Here is a 16,452-nt window from a genome sequence, read left to right as displayed (position 1 = left end):
TATTCCCTAACAGTTTTATCTACAGATAAGAATCTAATCGCAGCATTTTAACAACAAACCATTCAATTTTAACACGCAATATTATTTGGGTTCTTTGCTATCAGGCTTTTTGACCGCTTTTTTTGGGGTAACCTTTTTTTCAAGAGAGCCACCTTTAAGCAATACTTGCAGGTCATCTTTATTTTGAGCAAGAAAGAAGCCCAGCTTTTCTATATCTTTCTCTTCTAAATCCAAGTCACTTTTACTTAAGAATGGAATTAGGTTGTCAGCGATATCTAGCATCTTATCGTAGGCATCAGCCTCCTTTTTCGATGTAAAAGTCATCTTTTCAACCCCTTCTCTAACGACAACAAATTGAGTTATAACGGCCATATCCAACCCCACACTGTTTTTATATACAGTGGAGAGTCTCATACATTCAACTTCTTATGCAAGTTTTCTCTTTTATCTGATAAACTTATTTACTTATTGGCTCTGTATTTTCAATCGCATACGTGAAAAATTAGCTTTTACGTCTGATTAACGCATACTTTTGTGAACTTGGATATTGAAACGAATGGGAAAGGACGCGGTAGATAACAGTATTACTTTGTGTGGCTCTTGTGACTTAGTCATTAGGAAACGCGCGCTGCCTACAGGCGTACGTGCCATTTGCCCACGATGTCATACCGCTCTATATGATACGCCATACTGCTCAATAAACGGCATGTTAGCCTTGTGTTTAACAGCCATTATCTTTTTTGCTCCAGCGAATTTATTCCCCGTACTAGAACTTGAGTTCTTAGGCAGCATAAGAACCACTACTGTTACAGAGGGGGCCTTAGCCGTCTATCATCAAGGCTATTGGTTAGTGGGTATTGCAGTGTTAACCTCTGCTGTCATAGCACCCGGCATGTTACTCGTATCTATTTTGATGCAAATTTTAATCATAAAGTACGGACTTAACTCTCCTTCCTTAAGAGTTGCTCTAAAGCATTCTCTAAAGATCCAGGGCATACTAACTCAGCTCACCATGCTAGAAATTTTTGTTATTAGCTTCTTAGTCGCTGCATTTAACTTAGCCGACTTTGCCACTGTCTCTTTTGGTTTCGGCACCTTCTGCTTTACTATGCTATTTATAATGACGCTATTTTTAATGCGTGAGTATGACTTAGAACACATGTGGAGCTTTCTAGATGAACGATAATCAGCCCGCGACGTTAGGCCAAGATATCGGTCTCACATCTTGCACAACATGCCATAAAGTCACCTGTGCAAAATCGACTCTTTGTAGTCGCTGTAATGCGCCTCTAACCGTCAGAGACTACTCAAGCGTACAAAAGAGCTGGGCTTTGCTAATTACTGCAATGATTTTGCTGATACCCGCCAACGTTTATCCAATTTCGACACTAACAAACCAGGGAAGAGTCACTCAAGATACTATCTTTTCTGGCATCGCCCACCTAGTCAAAACTGACATGATCCCCATCGCGATTATTCTGTTTGTTGCCAGTATTTTAGTCCCCATCCTTAAGATTGTGGGGTTAACAATTTATTTATCGGCCATTAGTTTTAAATTACCTATCTCTAAAAAGAAGCTTATGACAGGCTTTCATATTATTGAATGGATAGGACGCTGGTCAATGCTTGACCTTTTCGTTATCTCACTAACCGTTGCTGTCGTTAATATGGGCCAGTTATTAGACGCCAAACCAGCCCCTGCTGCCACAGCATTCGCCTTAGTTATTTTACTCACGCAGTTAGCTGCAAAAGTCATAGATACCCGTTTACTCTGGGATAGATTGGAAGCCAAAGATGACTCAAGTACAAACGCCTAAAATCGTAAAGAAAAAACTATTTTCACCGATTTGGTTACTCCCCATTATCGCGCTTGCATTAGGCGCTTGGCTCGGTGTGAAAAGCATACGAGAATCAGGCGTTGAGGTAACGATTCATTTCCCTAGCGCAACTGGAATGGACATAGGTAAGACACTGGTAAAATATCAGGGACTTACTGTAGGTAAAGTCGTCGATATGAGTATCGATAAAGACCTAAAAGGCGTAGACGTCAGTGTCATCATGGACTACCGCGCTGCGCCATTTGTTAATGAGGGTACTAAGTTTTGGTTAGTTAAACCTAAAGCCACCATCACTGGTGTTGAAGGATTAGATACCCTGTTCTCTGGTAATTATATTAGTATCTTACCCGGTGAAGGTGACTCAAGCTCTTTTTTTGAAGCCGAAACGACTGCTCCAGTCATCACTCCCGGTGTCGAAGGACTAATTGTTCACATCACGACAAAGAAGTTAGGCTCATTAGATGTAGGCTCTCCGGTATTTTATCGACAAATCCCAGTTGGGCAGATAGTAGGCTACCATCTTGAAAGTTCTGATCAGATTTTAGTAACAGCCTTTATTCAGCAGCAATATGCTCAGCTCGTAAAAGTTAACTCTCAATTTTGGAATGTATCTGGGATCAGTATCGATGCGTCTCTTTCAGGCATAAAAGTCAGCAGTGAGAGCCTTGCATCCATTCTTGCTGGCGGGATAAGTTTCAGCTCAGATGATGATTCAGAGTCTGCGAAAAATAAACACGAGTTCACTCTTTATGATAATCAAGATGACGCTTTAGGCGGAGTTATGTTTACCCTCAAAGCGAGCGGTAATGAAGCGGTTTCTCAAAACGCTCCTATTGTCTATAGAGGGATCAAGATTGGACAGGTAATCCAAAAGACTCTCTCTGAAGACGGTATTACATTAGCAGCGAAAATCGATGGGGTTTATCAAGAGCTACTCACCGAAACCGCCGATTTCTGGCTCGAGGGTGCCGATATTTCACTTTCAGGGATCAAGCACCCAGAGCGTTTAATCACTGGTAGCGTGATTAACTTTATACCAGGTAATGGTGCCGCTAAGCAGGAATATACATTACTGACCCAGGCTCCTGAGCCTAAAAATCTTAACAAACTATTACTAACATTACATTCAGATTCGAACCCTGGCGTGAGTGCAGGTGCTGAAATTCGTTATAAACAGATAAAGATTGGACAGGTATTGTCGAGTGAACTCAATTCAGCCCTAACCCAAGTTGAATACCAGATAGAGATCGAGCCTGACTTCATTGGCTTAGTAAGCACAAATAGTCACTTCGTTGCAGAGTCTGCATTAGCAATAGATGCAAGTCTGGAGGGGGTACAGGTCAAGACCCGGGACTTGAACACCTTAACCAGCGGAGCATTAAGCCTAGTAAGAGGCTCAAGTAAAGCGTTAGCGACGAGCGAAAGTGCATTACGCGTGTTTGCAACTAGCGATGAAGCCAAGAGTTATTACGCTAGCTACAACCTCATTAAGAAGCGCCTTCTAAGTCAAGATGGAGCCGATTTAGCCGCGGGTTCGCCCATCTATTATAAGAAGATGCAAATCGGTCAGGTGACTGGCGTTCAGTGGCAAGCGTCTGACAATAACTTTGCCATCGACATGGCCATCGAGCGTACATTTAACAGCTTATTGAATGATAAAACCGTATTTTGGCGAAATAGCGCAGTATCGATAAATGCCAGTTTATCCGGTGTCGAGGTTGAAGTTGCTCCGTTGAAAGCAGCCTTGAAAGGTGGAATAAGCCTAGGCCTTATCGAGGGCAAGCAGACTGCTGAAAACAGTTATCTTTATGACTCTCGCTTCCTAGCCTTGAGTCAGGCTAAACCCATCAGTCTCACCTTCCCTGCTAGCGTTAAGTTAGCAACGAAAGCCCCCATTCGTTATCTCGGCCACAAGGTGGGTGAAGTAGATTCCGTCACCTTAACTCAAGATCTAAAACAGTTAAACGTTAGTGCTTACCTGTATGGTGAGTATGCCGCTAATTTTAACCAGCAAGATGCAAGCTACTCGATAATCGACGCAGATATCTCTTTAGCAGGCATTAAGGCGCCCGAGACTTTACTTACAGGTCCTTATATAGAAGTATTCCCAGGGCAAAGTGCAAAAAAGGCATCGAGCTTTGTCGGTCAAATCGAAAAGCCGTTCCATAATCTAGATAACGCTCTGACTTTTAAGTTGAGTAAGAGCAATTTAGGCTCTATCAAAGCCGGGACGGCCATTTTCTTTAGAGGTGTTAGAATTGGTCAAGTCGACAATTATCAACTATCTCAACAAGGTACAGGCATTATTATGCACGCCCATGTGGAGGGTAAGTACAAACACTTGATTAACCAATCTAGCGTGTTTTGGGATCTATCTGGTGTGAAGGTTGACCTTGGACTATTTTCGGGTGCTCAAATTGAAACAGGTTCTTTAGAAACCATCTTAGCAGGTGGCATAGGTGTCGCCACTGAAGAGGTGACCTTACCAACAAATGCTATAATGAAACAGCATACATTTGCGCTAAAACCAGAAGTTGACAGCAAGTGGCTTAGTTGGACACCAGTGCAAAAGGCCCAGCCTGATTAACGATATCGATAGTACATAGCCAGCAACGCGTGGTAATTCTATAAATGTAAAAACGAGGCTTTGGCCTCGTTTTTAATTCCCTCTACACTCTCGACTTATCAATCCTTGATTATTAAGCGCCTTTTGTTGTCCCTACTTTTTGAGCCACAATTAACCATAGAATTGATAACAGACGACTATCGCTGCGATGATCCCCGCTAGATCAGCAAATAAACCACATGCTAATGCATGTCTGCCATTACGAATCCCTACCGCTCCAAAATAAACCGCTAATACATAAAAGGTTGTCTCAGTGCTACCCTGCAATATTGCGGCTAAGCGCCCAGCAAATGAGTCAACACCATAATGCTGCATGGTTTCAAGCATCATGGCTCTGGCTCCAGAACCACTGAATGGCTTCATAATTGCCGTCGGCATGGCATCGACAAAACGGACATCTCCCCCTGCTAATGCCACTAAGCCAGCTATCAGCTGCAAAAGGTAATCTAATGCTCCTGAAGCTCTTAACAGTGCAATTGCGAGCAACATCGCAAGTAAATACGGGATAAGCTTTATCGATTGTGCAAACCCCTCCTTCGCACCTTCAATAAACTCATCGTACACTGCCACTTTTCTCATGCCAGCCACTAGAACAAAGCTGAAGATCAGTAGAAGCAATATACCATTGCCAAGACCGGTACTAACCTCGCCTATTGCCGCTACCGTCAAAGTGCTTAAGTAAAAAACTAGCCCTATGATGGACGATAAAATGATCCCAGCATACCCTAGCACCACGGCATTCATTAGTGACAATCTCTGCACTAAAGCCACTAAGGTTAACCCAGCGAGCGTAGAAGCTGTCGTGGCAAGCAAGATTGATAAGAAAATATCCGCTGGCGCTGCTGCGCCTTGCTGAGCACGGTATAAAAAAACAGTAACGGGCACTAAGGTAATTGAAGAAGTATTTAATACCAGAAACAAAATTTGTGCATTCGTCGCTACGCTTTTATTTGGATTTAAGCTTTGCAAATCTTGCATAGCCTTGAGCCCAAGTGGTGTAGCGGCATTATCTAACCCTAACATGTTCGCAGTCAGGTTCATGGTGACGCTACCAAAGGCAGGATGTCCTCTGGGTACCTCCGGCATGAGTTTAGACAGTAATGGCTCAAACATTTTTGAAAAGACAGCCACTACACCTGCTTTTTCTCCGACACGCATCAGCCCCATCCAAAGGGATAGTACGCCGACTAAGCCTAAGGCGATTTCTGCTGCCAATTTTGAACTTGAAAAAATGGCGGTGACACTGCCACTGAGCACTTGAGTATTGCCCGTGAACAGTTGCGCTAAAATTGCAACTAATGCCGTAGCAAAAAAGCCAAACCAGATCTTATTTAGCACTCAAGTTCCCTCTAATCATCTATTTAAACCCATCTCATTAAATATAAACCTGTTATAATCTCGATACTTTACCGCATTATCTTCGACATATGGCTCATTTTAATCAGAATTTTCTCGATAGTATCGAACGCGATCTCCCTTCTCATCTTTCTATGGAAGACTTTATCGCCTACAGCAATAAACCGTTACGACTTTCTATTCGAGTAAATACGCTCAAAATTAGTCACGATAACTTTATCGATTTAATGACGCCAAAAGGCTGGCACTTCGAGCCTATTCCTTGGTGTAAAGACGGCTTTTGGGTAACGCTCACTCAAGAGATCCAGCTAGGTAATACCATCGAGCATTTGCAAGGATTGTTCTACATTCAGGAAGCCAGCTCCATGCTGCCTCCAACGGCACTATTTGAGCCCCTAGAGGTTGCCGTGGCCGCAGAAAATACTGAGGATGATGGTTCCGATGACTTTTCCAATAAAATAGTCCTCGACATGGCTTCTGCACCAGGGTCAAAAACCACCCAGATTGCGGCACTGATGAAAAACCAAGGGCTGTTAATAGCCAATGAATACTCTGCTAGCCGAGTAAAAGTGCTGCACGCCAATGTGGCGAGGATGGGCGTGGCTAACTGCGCGTTAACCCATTTTGATGCACGAGTTTTCGGTGAGTATATGTTCGAAACATTTGATTCAATTCTACTCGATGCCCCTTGCAGCGGTGAAGGCACCATCCGCAAAGATCCTGACGCACTAAAGAATTGGGATAATAATGATGACAAGGGCATTGTCGAGACCCAAAAAGCACTGATTGAATCTGCTTTTTTAGCATTAAAAGTCGGCGGCAGCCTTGTTTACTCGACCTGTGCGTTAAGCCGACAAGAAAACCAAGATGTATGTCACCACCTGAAATCTCTCTATGGTGATGCCGTTGAATTCGGTTCTTTGGCTACACTATTCCCACAGGCGGATAAGGCTTGTACCGAAGAAGGCTTTTTACACGTATGGCCTCAGATCTACGACAGTGAAGGCTTCTTCGTAGCAAAAATATACAAAACCTCAGCAGTAGAACGTCAGCTGCCTGAGCCGAGAAAACAGAAGAACTTTCCATTTACATTGGCAAAACCTAAGCAAGTCGAAGAGTTAGCACAATACTTTAGAGACAGCTTTTCTATTAGCCTACCCGATAATGCACAGGTGATGGTGCGCGATTTGGAGTTTTGGCTGTTTCCAAGCCCTGTTATTCCATTAATAGGTAAGATGCGTTATCAACGGATAGGAATAAAACTCGCCGATGCGTTAAAGAAAGGCTACAAGGTTCGCCATGAAGCCGTTTTAGCTTTGTCATCCCCTACTCGTTTCGAACTCAGTGATGAGCAAGCTAAAGAGTTTTTAATGGGTCGAGACATCAGCTTACTAGAAAAGGGGAAACCTCAAGGGGAAGTTATCGTCAGCTATGCTAGCAACCCGCTCGGTGTTGCTAAGCACTTAGGCAATAAATTAAAGAACAATCTTCCAAGAGACTTAGTCAAAGATAAGATTGCCCTGTATTCACATAATTAGTTACATTTGGGTGGCACTTCTAAATAAATAACCACCCACAATCCCTAAAGGTGGTCTACACTCTATATCATTAGTCTTTAGCAATGATGTGATTAAACCTTTTTTTACCCATAGGGTAGACAACAGTAGCGCACGGCTCCTAGTGAGCCATTCCCCTAGACCCATAACAATCGGAATAGTTTTGGGTCTTTTTTTTGTCTAAAATTTATGCGAAACACTTTGGTATCAGCGACCAGCCAACCTTGCGGCATCTTTAAATAAAGTAAAGAAGTTCTCAGTTGTGTACTGCGCTAATTCAGGATATTTCTCCCCTCTTAGCTCTGCCACAAACTCAGCGACATCGCGTACAAAAGCAGGTTGGTTTTCTTTACCTCGATGAGGAACGGGTGCTAGATAGGGGGAATCCGTCTCCACCAGTAACCTATCTTTAGGCACTTTTCTTATCACGTTACGCAATTCACCCGCGTTTTTAAAGGTTACAATGCCCGAAACCGAAATGTAGAAACCTAAGTCTATTGCGGCCTTTGCCATTTCCCAATCTTCGGTAAAACAGTGCAGAACACCGCCGACAGTGTCCGCTTTACCACGCTTCAAAAAATTAATGGTATCTTCACGCGCATCACGAGTGTGAATAATAAGTGGCTTATTCACTTTTACCGCGAGATCAATCTGCTGCTCAAAGCAGGTCTGCTGTAATGCTTTTGTTTCATTGGCGTAGAAATAATCTAAACCCGTTTCACCGATTGCAACGACTTTTTCATCACGAGCAAACTGCTCAACCTCTTGAATATTTAAGCCATCTTGTACATCTAACGGATGCACTCCGGCAGATAGGAACACTTCATCGAATGCAGCCATTTTCTGCTTCATATCGATAAAACCTTGCTGTCTTACGTTAACACAAAGAAAGTAAGCAATATCCCGTGCTTTGGCAGCGGAGATAACCTCTTGAAGTGAAGCCTGATCTGGGGCAATTTTTAAACGGTCTAAGTGACAATGTGAATCGATAAGCACGGTGGAAGTCCAACAAACTACAAAAAGGACAGCAAGTCTACCCAGCTACATGGTGCAGGTCAAATCGCCGGAGGCAAGCTCACCGGAAAGCAATTGCTCGATCTGATGTTTATGGAAGTCAGGTTCAGTTAAAATTTTCACCCCTATTCCGGCAGGTCGCCCGCCAGACGCTCCAAGTGGGTTAATCCAGATCACCGAACCTTTGAAATCGTGAGCTTGAGTCGAGCCAGGTAACTGATAAGAAATCATTAACTCTTGGCCAAGTGCGAAGCTTTGACTACAGCTTACAAACATACCGATAGGCTTAATAAACGGCATATAAGCTCGATAGAGTTGCTGCAAAGATTCGAATTTGACAACAAGATTAGTCATAGTTTCCTATTGGTTGATTAGCTGATTATACTCAATGGTTAGCCCGCCAAATAACGCTAACGTATTGACCGTTGGCATCACAGATAAACGCGTTTCTAACTGCATCACTTTCGCGGAAAAATTAGCAATCTTGACCCGAGTGAGGGGATCGCTATCTTGTTGTTTAACTAAAGCTCGATGCAATACTAAGTATAAAACCTTAAGAGCATCAGAAACTTGCTTTTCATTAACATTTATTAAACTAGCACACAGATGACCCGACGACAAACTTTGTGTCCAGCCTTTTCTGTAATCTATCAGGGTTTTATATCGCTCAGTTTCAATGGCAGATAACACAGCCATCGGCCCGCCAACAACGGGTAAACACCAAGATGGGTCATCTTGCGTGGTCAACTGCTCTTTAAGCCACTGCTTAACTTGCATTTTGTTTGGCAGTTCAACACGCAACCTTTGGCAACGACTACTAATAGTCGCGATTAATCGACTAGGTGCATTCGTCTGTAAGAGCAAAATTGTATCCTTTCCAGGCTCTTCGAGTGTCTTAAGTAAGGCATTCCCTGATGCCTGATTTAAGCGTTCACTATTTAAAATGACCGCGACTCGTCTACCACCTTGTTGAGATGTTGTCGTCAGCTTTTGACAAAGCTCACGGATCTGGTCGACCTTAATCTGTGCACCTTCGGCCTCCACCAGGTAGAGATCCGGGTGATTGTTGGCTTCTATCAGTTGGCAAGCCTTACAAAATCCACAAGCGCCACCTTGTCCAAGCTGATGACAGAGCGACATTTTGGCTAACTCGAGTACTAATGACTCTCCGCCATAGCCCGCATCCATACCAACAAGATAGGCATGACCAACTCTAGCGGTCTTGAGCTGTTCAGAGAATTTATCCAGTGTGGGTTGCAGCCAAGGAAGCGCCGTCATATTACCAACTCTGCTCTTGAAGAAGAGCAATAATATCTTTATGAACTTCAGCCATACTCTGGCTGGCATCGACGATTTTAATAGACTCATCGGCATCGGCGAACGACAAGAAAGTCGCCCTAGTACGTTTAAAAAATTCGATTTCTTGTTGCTCAATACGATCCAGCTCACCCCGGCGAGCCGCACGCTCGAGACCCAGCTTAGGGTCTATATCGAGATAGAGTGTTAAATCAGGCTTGAAACCTTTTAACGTGGCATCGCTAATCGCCGATACCAAAGGCATCAGTTTACGCCCCCCACCTTGATAGGCGAGAGAAGACAAGTTATGTCTATCGCCTAACACCCACTCGCCGTTCGCTAAAGCTGGTTTAATCACGTTAGCAACCAGTTGCGCTCTCGCCGCATAAAAGAGTAGGCATTCGGCTTCATCGCAAAGAGGGTCTGATTCGTTAGCAATTTTCACCAAATCGCGCATCTGCTCGGCGAGCGGTGTACCACCTGGCTCACGGGTGCAAATTGGTGCTTTACCAGTATGCTTTTCAATAAAGTCTCGAACAAGGGCTATCGCGCTTGACTTGCCTGCCCCTTCTAGCCCTTCGATAACGATAAATTTGGCTGATTGCGCTGCTGTTACTGGTGTATTCATCGATTTCTCTGATATTTGTTCACTGCACGATTATGCTCGTTCAGTGTTCTTGAAAAGACATGGCTACCATCATTTCGTGAGACGAAATAAATATAATTTACATCCGCAGGATGTGCGGCGGCCTGAATCGCCGCTAGACTCGGCGCGGCAATAGGCGTTGGTGGCATTCCATTAATTCTGTAAGTATTAAAGGCTGTGGTTTCACGCAGATCTTTGCGGGTTATATTACCTTTGTATCTATCACCCATACCATAGATCACCGTAGGATCGGTTTGCAGGCGCATCCCTTTACGCAAGCGGTTTACAAAAACCGCCGCGATCCATGGACGCTCACTCGCTTTTCCGGTCTCTTTCTCGATAATTGACGCTAAAATGAGTAGCTCATAAGCCGACTTTAGCGGTAAGTCTTTTTGACGCCCCTGCCAGGCTTTATCAAGTTCAAGTTGCATCTTTAAGTAGCTTTCGTTCAGTAAGGCTTTATCGCTACTCCCCGCACGGTAGTGATAAGTATCCGGGAAGAATTTTCCTTCAGGCAGCCCAGACTCATCGCCATTGGCAAGCAACACTTGATTAAACACATCTTCTTCTTGAGTGAGCCTTTGTTGCTGAGCAAGCTCCTGACGCCATTCTTTGATTGTTTGCCCCTCTAATAGCGTCACCCCAAATGATTTCTCTTTGCCGCTTATGACTTTGTCGAGCAGACTATTAAGCGTATCATTTGGTGTTACATCATAAAGACCTGAACGAATATTGGCGAGTTCTGGCTTAAGTCGAACCAACCACTTAAGTTTCCAGCCTTCATCGATTAACTGCTCGGATTCTAAAGTCGCAATAAACTGATTAAAGCTGGTACCACGCTTGATATTTAGCTCCTGAGAAGCCGTTATGTTAATCGGTTCTTCACCATAGGCTTGCAGCGTGTTATATCCCCAATATGCGCCTATAGCGCCCAAAGTTAATAGCGTAAAAAATGTTGCGAGAAGACCTATTATTGCTTTTTTCATAATGTCAGACTGAGTTGTTCTCTTATCTTTAAAGTCAAAGATGCACGGCTAAAACGCATATCTGCGATAGCCAACACATCGACAAGCCCAAATAGGCTATTGGTCATAAATACATGCTTTGCGGTACTTAACATACTGTGATGGAAGTCGGTGACCTCGACTTGATACTCCATCTGTAATAATTGATTGATAACTTGTTCGCGCATCATACCTGCTACCCCGGCGAAACTCTGCCGAGGTGTAATAATTGTTTTGTCTAAGACAAAGAAAATATTAGCCATCGAGGATCCAACGATATTGTCATCAGAGTCCAAGACCAGCCAGTCTTGGATATCCTCAGGCAAGTCTACAGACTTAATGATTACCTGCTCTAAGCGATTACAATGCTTGATACCAGCAAGCTTAGCTTGCCTACCTAATCTGACTTCAGAAAGGGCTAGGCTTACCCCCTGCTGCTGCCAATTTTGATAATGGATCGGTAAACTATGCAGCGACACAATCTCTGTGGTATTTAATGCTGCAGCGACTTGCGAGCTCGGCGCTGTTATTGCTTGGCTTTGCTGTACATTGCCAGCTTCAAGGATTACTGCAGGGTTATGTCTAACAACAGTAGCAGCGTAGCCTCGCCCGCCTACTCCACGCGTCAGTAATATTTTGATGCAAGAATTAGGGTTATCTTCGGCTAATGTGCGTAGTTGCAGCTGAAGTTTGTCAGATGGATGCCAGCAAAACCCAAGTCGATATGCGCCTTGTGTCAGTCGCTCAAGATGTGATGCTAAGAATTGTATTTTTCCCTGATGTACTCGCATGGTTGCGAATAAACCGTCACCATAAGCTAACCCCCGGTCAAGGGGATTAACATGACTATCGGGCTGTCCATCTACCCAAACCTGTGTCATTAGCTATCCTGGCTAATACGGCTAACGACAGTTTCGAGTCCTGCCGTACTAATGCCGATTAAATCAATATAAGGGGCGGTATGATCTTTAAAGACACGAAATTGGTTGCCTAACTTAACATCGACACTGACACCACTTATCGCCTCAGGTGCAGGACGTGGCTCCATGATGGTGGTGCCATTATCTAAGCTGTCTTCAATCTCAATGTCAGTTAATTGCATAATCGCCGGGGCCCTTACATTTTAAGTCGTGAGCTTATGCTAAAAGGTGCTGAATTCGCGCCTTTAAAATATCCGTTGCGATACGGTTTTTACCACCGCGCGGGACAATGATATCTGCGTACTGCTTTGATGGCTCAATGAACTGCAAAAACATTGGGCGAACGGTCTCAGTGTACTGTGACATTACCGACTGCATGGTTCGGCCTCGCTCAGCCACATCACGAGAAAGTCTGCGCATAAAGCAGATATCGAGCGGTGTGTCCATAAATACAGACGCATCCATCTCTTTACGCAAAGCAGGATCGGTAAGTAACAAGATCCCTTCAAGAATAATGACCTTTTTAGGAGTCAGGGTCACTTTCTCGTCAGTGCGAGTGTGTTCTGTATAGCTATAGACAGGAATGTCGACAGCATTGCCCGCTTTAAGCTCACGCAAGTGGCTACATAATAACTCGTGGTCCAAAGCTTTAGGGTGGTCATAGTTTGTCAAAACACGTTGGTCCATCGATAGGTGACCTTGGTCGCGATAATATGCATCTTCTGCAATCACGCCAATTTGATCTGTACCTAAGTCACGACAGAGTTCTTCATAAATCGTTTTCGCGATAAGACTCTTACCCGATGCAGAAGCACCCGCAATACCAATAACAACACAATCTTTAGAATTCATTAAACTAACCTTTATTCGTCATCAGACATGCTGATTGATACTTTTGGCTGTGCTTGACATAGTGCAAGCTGAGCCCCAACTTTTCTCGCGATTTCACGATAAATACCTGCAACTTGGCTTGCCTCATCAGCCACAACTGTTGGTACACCCTTATCGACATCTTCACGAATATTAAGCTGTAGTGGTAACTGACCTAGTAATGGGACATTATAGCGAGTCGCCATTTTCTGACCACCTTCAGCGCCGAATGGGTGGTCTTTATGACCGCATTCTGGACATAGGTGGAAACTCATGTTTTCCACGATGCCTAATACTGGGATGTTCACTTTTTGGAACATGTTGACGCCTTTCTTTGCGTCAGCCAATGCAATATCTTGAGGCGTAGTGACGATAACAGCACCACTCACAGGCACTTTTTGAGAAAGTGTCAATTGGATATCACCGGTTCCAGGTGGCATGTCGATAACCAAGTAATCCAGTTCTGGCCACTCGGTTTCAGTTAGCAATTGCACCAGTGCTCCCGCCGCCATAGGACCACGCCATACCGCGGCTTGATCGCCATCTAGCATAAAGCCTATAGACTGCGCGGCAATACCATGGGCTGGTGCAAATGTCATAATTTTGCCATCTGGTGAAACTGGCTTGAAATCTTCAACACCTAACATCATTGGAATTGATGGGCCATAGATATCGGCATCCAAAATACCAACACTGGCGCCTTCTGCGGCGAGTGCTAATGCAAGGTTGACTGCCGTCGTAGATTTACCCACACCGCCTTTACCTGAGGCAACTGCGATAACCTGCTTGATGTTTGGTAATGGTTCAACTGCGCTGATAGCTGAAACCGTGTCAGGTTGGAAGTCAATTTCACATTCAACTTCATCAATCGCATCCAATACTGCCAGCTCTTTAGTCACTGCCATCACTATGTCACGATACTGAGTCTGACATGGGTATGAGTAGCATAATCCTAGCTGTAGTCGCTTCCCTTCAATCGCAAGCTTAGTAACCATACCAGCGCTTAATAGGCTCTTATTCAGATACGAGTCTTGAAACGTATCTAGAATCGCCAATACAGGACTAAGAAGATCATCACTAAGATGATAATTTGGATGTGTTGAAGACAAAATGCAGACCCCCGAAATATAATTTGCGCAATTGTACCAGATATTCCAGCAAACATTAGTCTAGATTTAATCCACTTGGGCGAGCTTTTGATGAAACTATGCATTGGATCGGTTAGTATCTATGCCATTCCAATTAGGTTCCCAGCGATTTTGAGAAAAGATGGCAAATTCACAACGTAAAATCCTAGTCACAAGTGCACTTCCGTACGCTAACGGTCCAATCCATTTGGGTCATATGCTTGAGTATATTCAAACTGATATTTGGTCACGTTTCCAAAAACTACGTGGGCATGAATGTCACTATATCTGCGCTGACGATGCTCACGGCACGCCAATCATGCTTAAAGCACAGCAGCTGGGTATGACTCCTGAAGATATGATCGCTCAAGTTCAAAAAGAACATGAGAAGGATTTTGCTGACTTCAATATCCAGTTTGATAATTTCCACAGCACTCACAGTGATGAAAACCGTGAGCTAGCGAGCGAGATCTATATCAAGCTACGCGATGCTGGCTATATCAAGACCAAGACGATTTCTCAGCTATTCGACCCAGAAAAGTCGATGTTCCTTCCTGACCGTTTTGTTAAGGGCACTTGCCCACGTTGTAAGTCTGAAGATCAATATGGTGATAACTGCGACAACTGCGGTGCAACCTACAGCACGACCGATCTGATTGATCCAAAATCAGCGGTATCTGGCGCAACACCGGTAATGAAAGATACAGAGCATTTCTTCTTTGACCTTCCTTCTTTCGAAGGCATGCTTAAAGAGTGGATTAACTCAGGTTCTTTGCAGCAAGAAATGGCTAACAAGCTAGGCGAGTGGTTCGAGCAAGGCCTACAGCAGTGGGATATCTCACGCGATGCGCCATACTTTGGTTTTGAGATCCCAGATGCACCAGGTAAGTTCTTCTACGTTTGGTTAGACGCGCCTATCGGCTACATGGGCTCATTTAAGAACCTATGTAACAAGCGTGACGATCTAAACTTTGATGATTTCTGGAGCAAAGATTCAACTGCCGAAGTTTATCACTTCATCGGTAAAGATATCGTTTACTTCCACAGTCTATTCTGGCCAGCAATGCTTGAAGGCGCTGGCTTACGTAAGCCAACCAGTGTTTATGCACACGGTTATGTCACGGTTAACGGCGCTAAGATGTCAAAGTCTAAAGGCACCTTTATTAAGGCTCGTACATACCTTGATAACCTAGATCCTGAATACCTACGTTATTACTACGCTGCCAAGCTGAGTAGCAGAATTGATGACCTTGACTTAAACCTTGAAGACTTCGCTCAGCGTGTAAACTCTGATCTTGTTGGTAAGTTAGTCAACCTAGCCTCACGTACAGCTGGCTTTATCAGCAAACGTTTTGATGGCAAGTTAGCAAAAATCGCAGACACTAGCCTGACAGAAAGCTTCTTAGCTAAACAAGAAACTATTGCTAACTTCTACGAGACTCGTGAATTCGGCAAAGCAATGCGTGAAGTGATGACACTTGCAGACATCGCTAACGCCTATGTTGCAGACTCGGCACCTTGGCAGTTAATTAAAGATGACGCTAAGCAAGAAGAAGCGCACCAAGTATGCACTAATGCACTTAACCTGTTCCGCATCTTGGTGACCTATCTTAAGCCAGTACTACCTAAGCTTGCACAAGATGTTGAAGCCTTCCTACAGATGGAACTAACCTGGGACAACCTAGACGTTGATCTAGCAGGCCATGAAATCGCTAAATTCAAGGCGTTAATGCAGCGTGTTGAAATGAAGAGCATCGAAGCCATTATTGAAGCCTCTAAAGAGAACCTTCAAGTGACTGCTGAGCCTGAAGTTAAAAAGCAAGATAAGACACCGCTTGAGCAAGACCCGATTAGCGAGGAGATCAGTTTCGAAGATTTCGCTAAGATCGATCTGCGCATCGCACGTATCGCCAAGGCTGAACACGTTAAAGAAGCCAATAAACTTCTACGTCTTGAGCTTGATTTAGGCGGCGAAACCAAGCAAGTGTTTGCAGGTATTAAGTCGGCCTATGCTCCTGAAGATCTCGAAGGTAAACTTACTGTTATGGTAGCAAACCTAGCACCGCGCCAGATGCGCTTCGGTGTATCAGAAGGCATGGTATTGGCCGCAGGCCCTGGTGGAAAAGATCTGTGGATCATGGAGCCACACGAAGGTGCCCAGCCTGGTATGAAAGTAAAATAAACTTTTTTATTTATACT

15 protein-coding genes and 1 pseudogene are annotated in these 16,452 nt (G+C 44.1%); 5 read left to right on the top strand and 11 right to left on the bottom strand.

The features are described from left to right. Positions 1 to 81 precede the first annotated feature (81 nt). The gene (locus SPEA_RS10115; protein WP_012155172.1) at positions 82 to 372 is read right to left on the bottom strand and encodes a YebG family protein; all 291 of its coding nucleotides are present in this window, start codon (positions 370 to 372) and stop codon (positions 82 to 84) included. A 184-nt stretch (positions 373 to 556) separates the two neighbouring features. Between SPEA_RS10115 and SPEA_RS10110 the strand changes: the two genes are divergently transcribed. From SPEA_RS10110 to SPEA_RS10100, 3 genes are read left to right on the top strand one after another with little or no spacing between them, the layout of a single operon-like run. Further along, positions 557 to 1,186 carry a paraquat-inducible protein A gene (locus SPEA_RS10110; protein ID WP_012155171.1) on the top strand — a complete coding sequence of 210 codons (630 nt, stop codon included), beginning with the start codon at positions 557 to 559 and terminating at the stop codon, positions 1,184 to 1,186. After that, positions 1,176 to 1,817 carry a paraquat-inducible protein A gene (locus SPEA_RS10105; RefSeq protein ID WP_012155170.1) on the top strand — a complete coding sequence of 214 codons (642 nt, stop codon included), beginning with the start codon at positions 1,176 to 1,178 and terminating at the stop codon, positions 1,815 to 1,817. Before SPEA_RS10110 ends, SPEA_RS10105 begins: the two co-directional genes overlap by 11 nt. After that, positions 1,795 to 4,425 (top strand): PqiB family protein, encoded by a 2,631-nt coding sequence (locus SPEA_RS10100; RefSeq protein ID WP_012155169.1) that lies wholly within the window; start codon positions 1,795 to 1,797, stop codon positions 4,423 to 4,425. The genes SPEA_RS10105 and SPEA_RS10100 overlap by 23 nt, the downstream gene beginning before the upstream one ends. 150 nt (positions 4,426 to 4,575) lie before the next feature. Here the strand turns inward: SPEA_RS10100 and SPEA_RS10095 are convergent, their stop codons facing one another. Beyond that, a complete protein-coding gene (locus tag SPEA_RS10095; protein WP_012155168.1) occupies positions 4,576 to 5,802 on the bottom strand; it encodes a spore maturation protein in 1,227 nt (408 codons plus the stop codon). Positions 5,803 to 5,891: 89 nt separating this feature from the next. Here SPEA_RS10095 and rsmF point away from each other — a divergent pair, with 89 nt between their 5' ends. Beyond that, entirely contained in the window at positions 5,892 to 7,358 is a 1,467-nt protein-coding gene (rsmF, locus tag SPEA_RS10090) for a 16S rRNA (cytosine(1407)-C(5))-methyltransferase RsmF (protein WP_012155167.1), read from the top strand. A 225-nt stretch (positions 7,359 to 7,583) separates the two neighbouring features. Here rsmF and SPEA_RS10085 read toward each other — a convergent pair whose 3' ends face one another. The 9 genes and pseudogenes from SPEA_RS10085 to apbC all read right to left on the bottom strand — a co-directional run bounded on the left by SPEA_RS10085 (position 7,584) and on the right by apbC (position 14,235). Then, positions 7,584 to 8,372, bottom strand: coding sequence for a TatD family hydrolase (locus tag SPEA_RS10085; protein ID WP_012155166.1), 789 nt, complete (start codon positions 8,370 to 8,372; stop codon positions 7,584 to 7,586). Between the two features lie 45 nt (positions 8,373 to 8,417). Next, on the bottom strand, positions 8,418 to 8,744 hold the full coding sequence (locus tag SPEA_RS10080) for a PilZ domain-containing protein (RefSeq protein WP_012155165.1): 327 nt from the start codon (positions 8,742 to 8,744) through the stop codon (positions 8,418 to 8,420). 6 nt (positions 8,745 to 8,750) lie between these two features. Beyond that, positions 8,751 to 9,668, bottom strand: coding sequence for a DNA polymerase III subunit delta' (gene holB, locus SPEA_RS10075; RefSeq protein WP_012155164.1), 918 nt, complete (start codon positions 9,666 to 9,668; stop codon positions 8,751 to 8,753). Position 9,669: 1 nt separating this feature from the next. Further along, positions 9,670 to 10,314, bottom strand: coding sequence for a dTMP kinase (tmk, locus tag SPEA_RS10070; RefSeq protein ID WP_012155163.1), 645 nt, complete (start codon positions 10,312 to 10,314; stop codon positions 9,670 to 9,672). Next, complete coding sequence (mltG, locus tag SPEA_RS10065) at positions 10,311 to 11,318, bottom strand: endolytic transglycosylase MltG (protein ID WP_012155162.1); 1,008 nt, start codon at positions 11,316 to 11,318, stop codon at positions 10,311 to 10,313. Before mltG ends, tmk begins: the two co-directional genes overlap by 4 nt. Further along, entirely contained in the window at positions 11,315 to 12,217 is a 903-nt protein-coding gene (pabC, locus tag SPEA_RS10060) for an aminodeoxychorismate lyase (RefSeq protein ID WP_012155161.1), read from the bottom strand. Before pabC ends, mltG begins: the two co-directional genes overlap by 4 nt. Positions 12,218 to 12,222: 5 nt before the next feature. Further along, positions 12,223 to 12,438, bottom strand: a pseudogene (locus tag SPEA_RS10055) (dCTP deaminase); the annotation flags it as partial. A gap of 34 nt (positions 12,439 to 12,472) precedes the next feature. Further along, positions 12,473 to 13,108, bottom strand: a complete 636-nt coding sequence (gene udk, locus SPEA_RS10050; protein WP_012155159.1) for a uridine kinase — start codon at positions 13,106 to 13,108, stop codon at positions 12,473 to 12,475. A gap of 11 nt (positions 13,109 to 13,119) precedes the next feature. Further along, positions 13,120 to 14,235 (bottom strand): iron-sulfur cluster carrier protein ApbC, encoded by a 1,116-nt coding sequence (gene apbC / locus SPEA_RS10045; protein ID WP_012155158.1) that lies wholly within the window; start codon positions 14,233 to 14,235, stop codon positions 13,120 to 13,122. A 160-nt stretch (positions 14,236 to 14,395) separates the two neighbouring features. On the opposite strand from apbC, the gene metG reads away from it, so the two are divergent. Further along, on the top strand, positions 14,396 to 16,435 hold the full coding sequence (gene metG, locus SPEA_RS10040; protein WP_012155157.1) for a methionine--tRNA ligase: 2,040 nt from the start codon (positions 14,396 to 14,398) through the stop codon (positions 16,433 to 16,435). Positions 16,436 to 16,452 lie beyond the last annotated feature (17 nt).

The organism is Shewanella pealeana ATCC 700345 (assembly GCF_000018285.1).
Taxonomy (GTDB): domain Bacteria; phylum Pseudomonadota; class Gammaproteobacteria; order Enterobacterales; family Shewanellaceae; genus Shewanella; species Shewanella pealeana.
This window is presented reverse-complemented; position numbering and strand designations above follow the sequence as displayed.

Bases quoted from the DNA above. Each gene is read 5' to 3' on its own strand.
- SPEA_RS10110 (WP_012155171.1), top strand. From the start codon at position 557: ATGGGAAAGGACGCGGTAGATAACAGTATTACTTTGTGTGGCTCTTGT.
- tmk (WP_012155163.1), bottom strand. From the start codon at position 10,314: ATGAATACACCAGTAACAGCAGCGCAATCAGCCAAATTTATCGTTATC.
- holB (WP_012155164.1), bottom strand. From the start codon at position 9,668: ATGACGGCGCTTCCTTGGCTGCAACCCACACTGGATAAATTCTCTGAA.
- pabC (WP_012155161.1), bottom strand. From the start codon at position 12,217: ATGACACAGGTTTGGGTAGATGGACAGCCCGATAGTCATGTTAATCCC.
- SPEA_RS10115 (WP_012155172.1), bottom strand. From the start codon at position 372: ATGGCCGTTATAACTCAATTTGTTGTCGTTAGAGAAGGGGTTGAAAAG.
- mltG (WP_012155162.1), bottom strand. From the start codon at position 11,318: ATGAAAAAAGCAATAATAGGTCTTCTCGCAACATTTTTTACGCTATTA.
- SPEA_RS10080 (WP_012155165.1), bottom strand. From the start codon at position 8,744: ATGACTAATCTTGTTGTCAAATTCGAATCTTTGCAGCAACTCTATCGA.
- SPEA_RS10105 (WP_012155170.1), top strand. From the start codon at position 1,176: ATGAACGATAATCAGCCCGCGACGTTAGGCCAAGATATCGGTCTCACA.
- rsmF (WP_012155167.1), top strand. From the start codon at position 5,892: ATGGCTCATTTTAATCAGAATTTTCTCGATAGTATCGAACGCGATCTC.
- SPEA_RS10100 (WP_012155169.1), top strand. From the start codon at position 1,795: ATGACTCAAGTACAAACGCCTAAAATCGTAAAGAAAAAACTATTTTCA.
- metG (WP_012155157.1), top strand. From the start codon at position 14,396: ATGGCAAATTCACAACGTAAAATCCTAGTCACAAGTGCACTTCCGTAC.
- udk (WP_012155159.1), bottom strand. From the start codon at position 13,108: ATGAATTCTAAAGATTGTGTTGTTATTGGTATTGCGGGTGCTTCTGCA.